The organism is uncultured Clostridium sp. (genome assembly GCF_910588715.1).
Lineage (GTDB): Bacteria > Bacillota > Clostridia > Clostridiales > Clostridiaceae > Clostridium.
Genome location: NZ_CAJURG010000001.1, coordinates 530308 through 543951 on the forward strand (window position 1 = coordinate 530308; position 13644 = coordinate 543951).

Genomic DNA, 13644 nt, shown 5'->3' on the forward strand with positions numbered 1-13644 from the left:
TGTACCTCCTCTCATTCAATGGCAACATTTTACAATCGTTTCTTTACTCATGCAAGTACGCACTTTTTTATTATATAGTTACTTTTTGTAACTATTGGAAAATAACTTGATTCCTAAACCAATATAATGTATAATTTAACAAAATAAATGTTACATTTAAATATTGTGGGGGTATATTTATGCTAACAAAAAATGAGCTCCCTGATTGCCCAGTTGCGACTACTGTTGGGCTTATCGGTGGTAAATGGAAGCTCCTTATAATGAGAAATCTTTTACAAAGACCGCATCGTTTTAACGAATTGCATAAATCCTTAAAAGGAATAAGTCAAAAGGTACTAACCGATAGTCTTCGTTCTATGGAATCAGATGGAATTATAACAAGAACTGTTTATGCAGAAGTTCCACCAAGAGTAGAATATGCTTTATCAGAATTAGCCCGATTATTAAATCAATGGAAGTATGGGGAACTGAATATAAGAAAAGACAAAATATATAGAGTAAACAATCAATAATCTAAAAACCGACATACAAAAATTACTTTTAATATTCTCGTGTTTCAATACTTTTTTATACAAACTATATTTTTATATACAAAAATATAGTTTAAGTTACCTTTCTTAATTATAAAGTTTGTATTCTTGCATTTATAATTATGTAAAATCTCTATTCTTTTTAAATAAAAAGTGGTAAATACCACTTTTTATTTGTAATTACTTCTACTCATATTTATAGATGTTTCAGGAATTTTTCCAACTATAATAGTATCTGAAACAGGTATTTGGCAAACTACATCAACTTCCTTACTATTAAAAGGTACGATAACTTTCATAGTTGCCTTTAAATTCAAATATATTCTATGTCTAGTTTGATTTATTCCAGCACTTTCAAATTCTGACTCATAAGAAGTTGTTATATTACCTACTTGTTGCATCTTAACAGTTATTTTAGGTCCCATATTATAAAACATAACATTGTTCGTTAAATATCCTAACGGAATTTTAATTCCTAAATCTTCAAGCTCTGAAAGTCTTTTATCACACTTTAAAACTACTTGAGATGCTAAGTAATTTTGCTTTACTGTATCAGCTCTTATCATTGTTATATTACCATCAGAATCTTTCTCTATATTAATTATATCATCATACTTAAAATTTTCTGAATAAACATTAACACTCTCTTCATTAATAATTTTTATTGCTTCAGCTTTTATTTTAGTCTCCCCAACTTCAAGTACAGTGGGAAGTATTCTTTTTCCAAAAACGTATATCATAAAGTTAAACACAATAATTATAAAAAGTATTATCAAAAAATTTGAAGATAATTTAAATTGTTTAAAATTAATATTTTTTCGTTGTTTAGGTCGCTTTGTATAATATCTCATACATTCACCTTAATAGTTATTATTTTACTATTATAATTAATATGCTATAATTGTATAGAATATTATATAAATAAAATAAAAGGAGGAACAAATGGATAAAGGTTCTAACAAATCAAAAGGTCCTAAAGAAAAAGTAAAAAAATCAAAAAATATCAAGAAAAAAACTAATACAAAGCAATCAAATATTAAAAAATTTTTTAAATACTTTTTCCTTACAATTTTAATAATAGGATTATTAATAGGTGTTGTTGGAGTTGGTTATATCGTTGCTGTTATTAGAACAACTCCACCATTAGATGTAAATGCTATTTATAATTTAAATCAACCTTCTATGTTATTTGATGACCAAGGTGAATTTATAGATGACTTACCCTCTACAGAAATAAGATATGTTATTTCTCATGAGGAAATTCCTCAAAATTTAATTAATGCTTATATATCTATTGAAGATGAACGTTTTATGTCTCATGGTGGTATTGATATTAAAAGAATTTTAGGTGCTGCTGCAAGAGATGCTATGGTTATATTAGGAAAGAAAAATGGTATCCATGGTGCATCTACTATAACACAACAATTAATTAAAAATACTATATTAGCTACTGAAGCTTCTTCAGAAACAACTCCACTTGATAGAATTAATAGAAAGATTAAAGAAATAGCTTTAGCTGTTCAACTAGATAGAAAATTAAGTAAAGAAGAAATAATTACATCTTATTTAAATACTATACCTCTTAGTGGATATATTTACGGTGTTGAAGCTGCTTCTAGATATTTCTTTGCTAAAAACGCTAAAGATTTAACATTGCTTGAATGTGCTTATATTGCTGGAATTACTCAAGCTCCTACAACATATAGTGCTTATAATACAAGTGCATCAAATTATCCAAATGGATATATTAGAAGAACTCAAGTTGTATTAAGCAAAATGTTAGAGCTTGGATATATTACTCAAGAAGAATTTGACGAAGCATATGCAAAAGCTGAGGCAAATGACTTTAACTTTTCTAAACTTGATACTAATTATGGAGTAAATCAAGAATGGTTTGTATACCCAGCTTTAGATCAGGTAAAAGATGATTTAAAAGAAAAGTACAAGTATACTGATGAAGAAGTAAATAAATTATTAGTTAATGGTGGTTTAAAAATATATACAACATTAAATACTAAAATGCAAAATTCTGTTCAAGAAATATTAAACGAAAGAACTAATTTGCAAGTTGATAATACTTCTTCTGATCCTAAAGATAGTTATGATGTTCCTAAGCTTCAAGCTTCTGCAACAGTAATAGACCCTAAAACAGGTCAAGTAAAAGTTCTTATTGGTGGACGTGGAAATCAACCTCCTGCTTCACTTAATAGAGCCTATTTTGATTTAAAATCAATTGGGTCTACAACTAAACCTTTAACAGTATATGGTCCTGCACTAGATACTAAACTTATAACACCTGGAACGCCTTTAGATGATTCTTCTGTTTCATCTGAAATATTAAAAAAATATAATTTTGGAAGCGTTAATCCTAAAAATGCAGATTATTCAATGTCAGGATTCATAAATACAAGAGAAGCTTTAACTTATTCTAAAAATCTAACATCTATAAAGGTTGTTGATATGCTGGGATTAGATACAGCAATTGAATACGGTGAAAGAGCTGGATTAAAATATGCTCCAGAATCTCGCACTATGTCAGCTTTATCTCTTGGACAATTTGATCAACCTCAAGGCAATCGTGATGGTGGAAATACTACAATCTTAGCTTCTGCATATGGTGCCTTAGTAAATAATGGTATAATATATGAACCTTGCCTTTATACAAAGGTTGAGGATGCTAGTGGAAATGTTTTATTAGAAAAAAAACCTAAGGAAACTACTCTATTCTCACCTCAAACATCATATATACTTTATGATATGCTTAAAGGTTCATCAAGTAAAGCTCAATTTAATGATATACCTGTAGCTGGTAAAACAGGTACAACTGATGATTCTGATAGTTTCTGGTTTGCAGGAGCTACACCTTATTATTCTGGCTCTGTTTGGATTGGATATGATATACCACAAAAAATGTACGGTAATAGTGGTAGTGCTTCTTCATTATATGGAAAAATAATGAATGTTGTACATTCTGGATTAAGTTATACTGATATAGAAGCTCCATCTGGGCTTGTTCAAGTAAAAGTTTGTGAAGACTCTGGTAAATCCCCTAGTGATTTATGTTATAAAGACCAAAGAGGAAGTAGAGTTAAAACAGAATACTTTATTGAAGGAACAGAACCTAAATCAGTTTGTGATGTTCATGTGAAGCTTTCTGTTAATAAGTCTAATAATAAATTAGCAAATAAAAATACACCAAAAAGGCTTCTTGCTGATAAAGTATTTATTAAAAAAGCAAATCCTGATCCTAATGCTGCTGATTATCCATTTGTGGTACCTACAAGTAGTGATGATACTAAACCTGAAGAAAAGATAAAATTAGCTGAAATAGGATTAAGAGAAAATATGGATTTATATGATGCAATTGTTATATTAAATAACAGAGGCATTAAATACTCATTTAAAGGCTTATCAGTCTCTGGTGCTATTAATCCTGGTCAATATACATTAACTTCATTTACATCAGAAATTAAAGATGGAGATACAGTTAAATTAACTGTAAAAACTACGACTAATACACCTGATGAAAGTATTGGAGATAATCCTCCACCAGAAAACTCTAATGATAATAATGACAATAATAATGAAGATAATTCTGGTGACGAAGAAAATAATAATCAACAAAGAAGTATTTTAGATAACTTATTAAATAATATATTCAATTAATAAAACAATAAAAAAGCTGTATAGCATTGATTTTTAAAAGTCAATTGTTATACAGCTTTTTATTATGAAATTAAATTTTTATCAATATTTTTTAGCTTCAAATACACAGTAAATTTTATATGAATAAGTATGAATCAAAAATTTCATTTTATCTTATTTAAAAGCGTTTTTTGATGGTATAAACATCATTTTATGAATAAACTAAATAAAACTCTTGCACACTTTCCATTTTTATGTTATATTATAATAAAATACATAATAAAAATATAAAATTACAAATAAAAAGGGGGATAAATTATTATGGAATTTTTAAATGAAAAAATACTATTAGTTAATGATTTTATATGGACTTATGTTCTTATAGCAATGCTAATAGTGTTGGGACTATATTTTACTTTTAAAACAAAATTTGTTCAATTTGTAAACATTAAAGATATGTTTAAACTACTTGGAGAAGGAACTTCTTCAAAAGATAAATCTAAAGGAGAAGTTTCATCATTTCAAGCATTTTGTATTGGTACTGCATCAAGAGTTGGTACTGGTAACTTAGCAGGAGTTGCATCTGCTATAGCAATTGGAGGACCTGGTGCTGTCTTCTGGATGTGGTTAATTGCATTAATAGGTTCTGCCTCAGCTTTTATAGAATCTACGCTAGCTCAAATTTATAAAGTTAAAGATGGAGATAACTTTAGAGGTGGTCCAGCTTACTACATGGAAAAGGGGCTAAACAAAAAATGGATGGGAATAGCCTTTTCTGTTCTTATAATAATCTGTTTTGGATTTGCATTTAATTCTGTACAATCTAACACAATAACAGCTGCTTTCTACTCTACATTTAATACAAATAAACTTTTAGTTGGAGTTATACTAACAGTATTAACATTAATAATTATATTTGGTGGAGTAAATAGAATTGCTAAAATTTCTAGTATACTTGTTCCTGTAATGGCTGTAGCATATATAATTATTGCTTTATTTATAATAATTATGAATTTAAATCAAATTCCTACATTATTAAAAACTATATTTGAAAATGCTTTTGGACTTAAACAAGTAGTTGGTGGTGGTATTGGTGCTGCACTATTACAAGGTATAAAGAGAGGTTTATTTTCAAACGAAGCTGGTATGGGTTCCGCTCCTAATGCTGCTGCAACTGCAACAGTTTCTCATCCTGCAAAACAAGGATTAATTCAAACACTAGGAGTCTTTACTGATACATTAATAATATGTACTTCTACAGCATTTATAATACTTTTATCTGGTGCACCATTAGATGGTTCTCTAAAAGGTATAGAACTTACTCAAGCTGCTTTAGTATCTCAAGTTGGTTCTTGGGGAGGAATATTTATATCAGTTTGTATACTATTATTTGCTTTTAGTTCTATAATTGGTAATTATTATTATGGAGAAACAAATATACAATTTATTACAAATAAAAAATCTATTTTATACGTATATAGAGTTTTAGTTGCTACTATGGTTTTATTTGGATCAATTGCTTCAATGGATTTAGTTTGGAATATAGCTGACGTATTTATGGGACTTATGGCCATATTAAATTTAATAGCTATAGCATTATTAAGTAAAATTGCTATTAAAGCTTTAAAAGATTATACATCTCAAAAGAAAGCTGGAAAAAATCCTGTATTCTACGCTTCTTCTATACCTGAGCTTGGTAATGAAGTCGAAGAATGGAGAGATAACGAAAAAGAAAAAATAGCATAATGTAAAAAGATTAATTAAAGTTATAACTTTAGTTAATCTTTTTTTATTTATCTTAATTTTCCCCTCCTAAATTATAAATAAATAACACTTGAAGATAATTATCAATATAATTAATATAAAATAAAAGAGTTAATCATATTTAATTTAATATGATTAACTCTTTTATTTTATATTATTCCTACTATTTCATTAATATCTTTAATCCCTTGTGACTTGCAGAAATGTTCCATTTCTTCAATTATTTCTTTACCTGCCATAGGATTAAAGAAATTAACAGTTCCAATTTGAATTGCTGAAGCGCCTGCCATCATAAATTCTACAGCATCTATTCCTGTAGTTATTCCCCCAAGACCTATTACAGGTATTTCAACTGCCTTAGCTACTTCATGAACCATTCTTAAAGCTATTGGCTTAACAGCTGGCCCAGATACACCTGCATATACATTGTTAAATATTGCCTTTCTTTTATATGGATCTATTGCTAAGCCCTTTAATGTATTAATAAGTGATAATGAATCTGCTCCTGCTTCTTGGCATTTTACAGCCATATCAACAATATCCTCAGCATTTGGAGATAATTTAACCATTAATGGTTTATCTACTATAGCTTTAGCCTTCTTAACAACATCATATGCTACTTCTGATTTAATTCCAAAGGCCATTCCACCTGATTTTACATTAGGACAAGATATATTAAGCTCTATCATATCTATATCAGTTCCTCTAAGTTTTTCTAATGCTATTTCATAATCTTCCATGCATCCTCCACCAACATTTGCAATAATATTAGTGCCTAATTTCTTCATCTTTGGAATCTCTTCTGATATAAATCTATCTATTCCAGGGTTTTGCAGACCAACTGAATTCATCATCCCTGATGGAGTTTCAAATACTCTTATTCCATCATTACCAGCTTTTTCGTTTAATGTTAACCCCTTAGATGAAATTCCACCTAAGATTCCTACATCATAAAAATTATTGTACTCTAAGCCAAAACCAAAGGTTCCTGATGCTGCTATTACTGGGTTTTTAAAATCTAATCCATTTATATTAACTTTTAACATTTTTCTTTCTCCTTTGGTTTATAATTCTACATAGTATCCATCAAATACTGGACCATCTTTACAAGTTCTTTTATTTCCATCTTTAGTTTTACAAGTACACACAAGACAAGCACCTACTCCACAAGCCATATGCTTTTCCATTGAAACATATACTTTTACTTGTTTTTCTTTACACATTTCAATTACTTTCTTCATCATTACTTCTGGTCCACAACAAAGTACTGTATCATATTTATCTAAATCTAAAATTTCTGTTACAAATCCCTTATGTCCATGTGCTCCATTATTAGTTGAAACATATGTATTATCAACATATTCTTTTATTTCGTCTATTAAATATATATCATCTCTAAATCCTGAATAAAGATCCATTTTAATATCTTTTCTATTTTCTCTTAATTTTTTAGCTACTTCAAGCATTGGGGCTATTCCTATTCCCCCACTTACCAATGCAACTTTTCCTAAATCATCAGTTACATTAAATCCATTTCCAAGAGGACCATTTAAATTTATTGAATCTCCTATCTTTAAACTAGAAAACTCCTTAGTTCCTGTTCCAACTACTGCATATACAAAAGTTAGTGTTTCTCCACTTGTTTCACAAACGCTTATTGGTCTTGGAAGTAATGTAGCTCCATTAAGCTTTAACATATAAAACTGTCCTGCTTTAGCTTCATTTTTATCTTTTACAACCATTTTATATATTCCATCTTGAATTTCTTCATTTAATAGTATTTTACCTTGTGTGTACTTCATAAATCCTCTTCCTCCTAAAGCTTATTAACTGCGTTTCTTATTTCATCTCTCATCCTAATTGCTTCTCTTCTTGCACACGCAGCAAATTCTGTTGGATTATTTTCTTTTTTATAAGCTAAAAGGATTGCTCTTGACGAATTTACTACTCCACCGTTTCCATTTGTTAAATATAAAGCTACATCTTCAGCCTTTCCACCTTGAGCTCCATAACCCGGTATTAAGAAAAACATATTCTTATATCTTTCTCTTATTTCCTTACCCTCTTTAACATGAGTACATCCTATAACTCCACCTATTGCAGAATATCCACATTCACCTTTAACACTTTCACCCATTTTAGTAAGTTTATCTCCTACAACTTTATAAACCTTACTACCATCTTTAGTATCTATATTTTCAATATCTTCAGCTCCAGGATTTGAAGTTCTAACAAGTACAAATACACCTTTATCTCCATTCTCCATATAAGGCATATATGGTTCTATACTATCCATTCCCATATAAGGACTTAAAGTTATAAAATCTACTTCAAAATCACCAGTAAAATGACCTTTAGCATATTGAGTTGCAGTTGCCATTATATCTCCTCTTTTTATATCAGCAATTATAATAGCATCTTTTTCTCTTAAATAATCTAAAGTTTTTTTGTAAGCGATAAGTCCTGCTAATCCTAAAGCTTCATAATATGCAATTTGCACTTTATAACAAGCTACAACATCTAAAGTTTCATCTATGATAGATTTATTATATTCAAATATTGCTTCTTCAATAGACTTTCCTTCTAAAATATGTTCTGGTATATATTCAATTGCTGTATCTAAGCCTAAGCAAACTACTCCTCTTTCTTCAACTCTTTTATATAATTTATCAATAATTGAATTTTTCATAAAACTTACGTCCTTTCAAATCTTAGTCTTTAAAATTATCATTTATTTTTTATATATTACTTTGCCACCTTTTATAGTCATCAAAACTTCCCCAAAATATTTTTTTCCGTTAAATGGAGTATTTTTACCTTTTGAAGTAAATTTTTCTTTATCAATTACTACTTTTTTATCTAAGTCAACTAATACTAAATCTCCTTCTTTACCTATAGTAATAGTTCCTTTGTTCATTCTTAAAATATTAGCTGGATTTTTTGACATTAATTCACTTAACTTATTTATAGAAATACCATTTTTCTTTACAAGTTCTGTATAACAAATACTAAATGCAGTTTCAATTCCCACCATTCCTGGTGCTCCATTTAATTTATCCTCTTCTGTATGTGGGGCATGATCTGTTCCTATACAATCTACTGTTCCATCTTTTATTCCCTCTATTATAGCAACTACATCATCCCTTTCTCTTATTGGAGGATTTACTCTATAATTACTTTCTTCAGTAGTTAAAGCAATATGATGCGGTGTTACTTCACAAGTTACATTAGCACCCTCTTTTTTAGCTCTTCTTATTGCTTCAATAGAATCTATTGTGCTTACATGAGCCATATGAAGTCTTGCTTTTGTAACCTTAGCTAAATATAAGTCTCTTATAGTCATTAAATCTTCTGCTATTCTCATATCAATTTTAGAAAATGTTTTGTCTTCTGCATGAGACATAACTATCCAATTATTTTTTTTAGCCTTCTCCATGGCCTTCATCATTATGCTAGAATCCATTACTCCCACACCATCATCTGTAATTGCAACTAAACATTTATCATCATCAAAAGCATTTAAATGTTCTATAGATTTTCCACCAAAGTTTTCTGTTATAGAAACACATTGATGTACATCTATTAATCCAACTTTTTTAGCCTTGTCTCTTACATAACTTACAACTTCTTTAGTTGAACATATAGGATTTGTGTTACCCATAAGGCAAACCCCAGTATATCCCCCCTTAGCTGCTGCTTTTGATCCACTTTCTATATCTTCTTTATGAGTTAAACCTGGATCTCTAAAATGTGCATGTGTATCTATAAATGAAGGCATTAAAGTTAAACCTTTTGCATCAATTATATCTATTTTATCCTTATTTATTTCTTTTCCAATTTCAGTTATTATTCCATCTATAATTAATATATCGCCATAAAAGCTTTCATAAGCATCTATTATATTGGCGTTTTTTATTAATAAATTCATATGTTTACACCTCACTAAGATTTACTATCTGTTCACAGTATTCACATTTATAGCTTCCCTTTTCTTTATCAACTAATGTGAAACTATGTGGTACATACTTTTCTTGCAAAGTTATACAGTTTGGGTTTTCACATATTAATATATCCTGAATTTTATTTGGTAATTCAGGATTTACCTTGCTAATTATTTTTTCATTTCTAACTTCATTTATAGTAATTCCTGGAGATAATAATCCTAGTACCGTATAATTTATCTCTTCAATATTTTCAATTTTTATTATATCCTTTTTGCCCATCTTTTTACTGTCTGCATTTATTATTAATGCAACTTGATGTCCTAACTTATCTAAGTTTAAATACCTAAATATCTTAACTCCCATTCCAGCATTTATATGGTCTAACATAAACCCGTTTTTTATACTAGTTATTTGTAGCATTTACATTACCCCCAGTAACTTAACTATTAAAGCCATTCTTACATACATTCCATATTCAGCTTGCTTAAAGTAAACTGCTCTACTGTCATTGTCTACTTCTATTGCAATTTCATTTACCCTAGGGAGTGGATGCATAACAATCATGTCCTTCTTTGCCTTATTCATTTTTTCATTATCTAATATATAAGAATCTTTTAATCTTAAATACTCTTCTTCATTAAAAAATCTTTCCTTTTGTATTCTTGTCATATACAAAATGTCTAATTCATCTATTACTTCTTCTATATTTTCTACTTCTTTAAATTTTATATTTTTTCTTTTTAATATTTCTTCCCTAATATATTGTGGTACAACAAGCTCCTTAGGAGATATAAGAATAAATTCTGTTCCCTTATATCTAGACATAGCAGCAATTAATGATTGTACTGTACGTCCATTTTTTAAGTCTCCACAAAGACCAATTTTATGTCCTTCTAAAGTTCCTTTTTGGGATTTTATAGTTAATAGGTCTGTTAATGTTTGAGTTGGATGCTGATGTCCTCCATCTCCTGCATTAATAACTGGTACTGACGAGTACATACTTGCAACCTTTGCTGAACCTTCTTTAGGATGTCTCATTGCAATTATGTCTGAATATATAGAAACCATTCTTATGGTATCTGCTAAAGTTTCGCCCTTTGCACTTGAAGTTGAGTTTGGCTCTGAAAATCCTAAGATCTTACCGCCTAGTCTCATCATTGCAGCTTCAAAACTAAATCTTGTTCTTGTGCTTGGCTCATAAAAAAGTGTAGCTAAGATTTGTCCATCACAGATATGTGAAAATTTTTTAGGATTTGAAATAATTTTTTCTGCTAAATCAAATATTTCATTAAGCTCTTCGGTTGAAAAGTCCATAGGACTTATTAAATGTTTATTTTCCATCTATTGTCACTCCTTTTTAACATCACAGTGTTAAATTTAAAGAATACAAAAAACCTTCCTTAAATTATATAAGGAAGGTATAGTAATCTTATAATATGGGTATTATTACAACTTCCTTATGAATCTCTCGGATTCCTTTAAAGGTTCTTTGTGTTAGAATAACATTTCATTAAAAATTTGTCAATATATTTTTAGTTCCAATTATTCATTACACCATCCCACATCATCTTACCACATTTAGCTAAAGATACTGTTCCATATACACTATTAGGTATATCTTGAGATAAAACAGTAAATGCAAATTTACCTTTTGGAAGCTCTAAATATGCTGTATCATTTTCAACACCCTTTTTATCTCCTGTTTTACTTGATATTTCAATTTTTAAATCATCAGGAATATATAAAGCTAACTTATTTTTTATTTGTTGTCTTCTTAAAATATCTATAAGCATTTGCCCATTGTCTTTACTTAAAAAAGTTCCATTTGCTAAGTGCTTCCATATTTTTGATAAATCATAAGCTGTTGTTATGTTTTCAACATCTGTTATAGCTGTTCTTTCATCATTTGTCTTTCTATTTAATCTAGTATTTTTTAATCCCATAGCTATAATATCTTCATTTATTTGCTGCATTCCTAATATATCAATAATCTTATTAGTAGCTGTATTATCACTTTGAATTAGCATAATTACCATAAGCTCAAATACTGTGTATTCTCTTTCATTAAATTCATGGATTATCCCTGTTCCATAAACCTTGTCAGAAGTTTCTATTTTTATTTTATCCATAAAATCAATTTTTTTATCTTCAACTGCTTTTATTAGAGAAACAGCTATTGGAAGCTTCATACATCCCGCTGCTGTCATAGAAACATTTTCATTGTATCCATACACATATCCGCTTTTTAAATCTTCAAAAAAGAAACTGTACTTTCCAATTCTTGATTCTAAATACTTCTTTATCTCTTTCATAATACCCTCCTAAATCCAATTACTCAAATATTTCTTTTACTTTAATATAATTATATCATATTGTCAGAATATTTTGAAGTATTATCCTTTAAATATTACATTATTATCCATAAATAAAAATAGTGGTAAGATTTAAATATAGAAATTAGTTATATTTAAACTCACTTCTATATTATTTCCTCTTACCACTAATAATATTTAAATTTTAAAAATATTATTACTTATTCAGCAAAAGTAATACCTATTTTCTTAGCAACTTGAACTAATTCACCATCCACATTAACATTTTTAGTCTTTTGTCCAATTACATTTTCTAAACTATCACTACTTATAGTGTCACCCTTTAAACAAACCATTTCTCCAAACTTACCATTCATCATAAGCTCAACAGCTGCAACACCATATCTTGTTGATAATATTCTATCATACGTTGAAGTGTTTCCCCCTCTTTGTATATGACCTAATACTGTACATCTAACTTCGTGATCATTAATTAACTTTTCTAAATCATTTGCTATCTTGTTTCCTATTCCACCTAATCTTATAGGATCTGGACTATCTGCAACAATTTTTGCTACAACAACTTCACCATCTTTAGGTTTAGCTCCCTCTGATACAACTATAATTGTAAAGTTTTTACCTTGCTCTTCTCTTTCTCTTACCTTTTCAGCAATTTTATTAATATCATATGGAATTTCTGGTAAAAGTATAATATCTGCTGAACCTGCAATTCCAGCTTCTAATGCTATCCATCCAGCATTTCTTCCCATTACCTCACATAACATTATTCTATGGTGTGATTCTGCAGTTGTATGAAGTCTATCTAAAGACTCTGTTACAACATCAATTGCAGTATTAAAACCAAAAGTTACATCTGTTGATGCTAAATCATTATCAATAGTTTTAGGAACACCTATTACTTTAACACCTTTTCTTGCAAAATCCCTTGCAGATGTTAATGTACCATCTCCTCCTATAACTACTAATACATCAACGCCTTCCTTTTTTAAATTTTCTACAGCTACATCAGAAACATCTCTTTTTACCATTTCCCCGTTTTCTTCAACGAAATAATCAAACAAATTATCTTTATTTGAACTATAAAGAATAGTACCTCCTCTATGTAATATTCCTGATACTGTATCTAATGTTAATGGAATAAAATCATTATTATAAAGTCCTCTATATCCAAATTTATATCCAATTACTTCAATCCCATAATTTAAGATTGCTGTTCTTGTTACAGCTCTTATTACTGCATTTAAGCCTGGACAATCTCCACCACCTGTTAATAAAGCTATTTTTTTAATTTTTTGTTCCATTTGAAAATTCCTCCCTACCCCATTATCTAATAATTTTCAGCAATTTTCTTAGTTAAACCTTTTCTTTCTACACTCTTATTCATAAAATTCTGAATATTTATCCTGTATTTATAATATCATAATTTCA

General features: G+C 28.9%; 11 protein-coding genes and 1 pseudogene. 3 read left to right on the top strand and 9 right to left on the bottom strand.

Going from position 1 to position 13644, the window contains the following annotated elements:
* The first annotated feature begins 179 nt into the window (after window positions 1-179).
* Window positions 180-496: pseudogene (locus QZ321_RS02660) on the top strand (helix-turn-helix domain-containing protein).
* Between the two features lie 204 nt (window positions 497-700).
* Here the strand turns inward: QZ321_RS02660 and yunB are convergent.
* Window positions 701-1381, bottom strand: a complete 681-nt coding sequence (yunB, locus tag QZ321_RS02665) for a sporulation protein YunB (RefSeq protein WP_291746305.1) — start codon at window positions 1379-1381, stop codon at window positions 701-703.
* Between the two features lie 91 nt (window positions 1382-1472).
* Between yunB and QZ321_RS02670 the strand changes: the two genes are divergently transcribed.
* Both QZ321_RS02670 and QZ321_RS02675 read left to right on the top strand, forming a co-directional pair.
* Window positions 1473-4196, top strand: coding sequence for a transglycosylase domain-containing protein (locus QZ321_RS02670; RefSeq protein WP_291746307.1), 2724 nt, complete (start codon window positions 1473-1475; stop codon window positions 4194-4196).
* Window positions 4197-4496: 300 nt separating this feature from the next.
* Window positions 4497-5921, top strand: coding sequence for an alanine/glycine:cation symporter family protein (locus QZ321_RS02675; RefSeq protein WP_291746311.1), 1425 nt, complete (start codon window positions 4497-4499; stop codon window positions 5919-5921).
* 167 nt (window positions 5922-6088) lie between these two features.
* On the opposite strand, the gene QZ321_RS02680 is transcribed toward QZ321_RS02675, so the two are convergent.
* From QZ321_RS02680 to QZ321_RS02715, 8 genes are all read right to left on the bottom strand, one after another.
* The gene (locus QZ321_RS02680; RefSeq protein ID WP_291746314.1) at window positions 6089-6985 is read right to left on the bottom strand and encodes a dihydroorotate dehydrogenase; all 897 of its coding nucleotides are present in this window, start codon (window positions 6983-6985) and stop codon (window positions 6089-6091) included.
* Between the two features lie 18 nt (window positions 6986-7003).
* A complete protein-coding gene (locus QZ321_RS02685; protein ID WP_291746316.1) occupies window positions 7004-7741 on the bottom strand; it encodes a dihydroorotate dehydrogenase electron transfer subunit in 738 nt (245 codons plus the stop codon).
* Between the two features lie 14 nt (window positions 7742-7755).
* Window positions 7756-8628 (bottom strand): orotidine-5'-phosphate decarboxylase, encoded by an 873-nt coding sequence (pyrF, locus tag QZ321_RS02690; protein WP_291746318.1) that lies wholly within the window; start codon window positions 8626-8628, stop codon window positions 7756-7758.
* A gap of 42 nt (window positions 8629-8670) precedes the next feature.
* Window positions 8671-9867 (bottom strand): dihydroorotase, encoded by a 1197-nt coding sequence (locus QZ321_RS02695; RefSeq protein WP_291746320.1) that lies wholly within the window; start codon window positions 9865-9867, stop codon window positions 8671-8673.
* A gap of 4 nt (window positions 9868-9871) precedes the next feature.
* Window positions 9872-10303: an aspartate carbamoyltransferase regulatory subunit gene (locus QZ321_RS02700; protein WP_290459393.1), complete on the bottom strand. Its 432-nt coding sequence runs from the start codon at window positions 10301-10303 to the stop codon at window positions 9872-9874.
* Entirely contained in the window at window positions 10304-11224 is a 921-nt protein-coding gene (gene pyrB, locus QZ321_RS02705) for an aspartate carbamoyltransferase (protein ID WP_290459394.1), read from the bottom strand.
* A gap of 191 nt (window positions 11225-11415) precedes the next feature.
* A complete protein-coding gene (locus QZ321_RS02710) occupies window positions 11416-12195 on the bottom strand; it encodes a serine hydrolase (protein WP_291746322.1) in 780 nt (259 codons plus the stop codon).
* A gap of 221 nt (window positions 12196-12416) precedes the next feature.
* Window positions 12417-13517 (bottom strand): 6-phosphofructokinase, encoded by a 1101-nt coding sequence (locus QZ321_RS02715; RefSeq protein ID WP_290459396.1) that lies wholly within the window; start codon window positions 13515-13517, stop codon window positions 12417-12419.
* Between the last annotated feature and the right edge of the window lie 127 nt (window positions 13518-13644).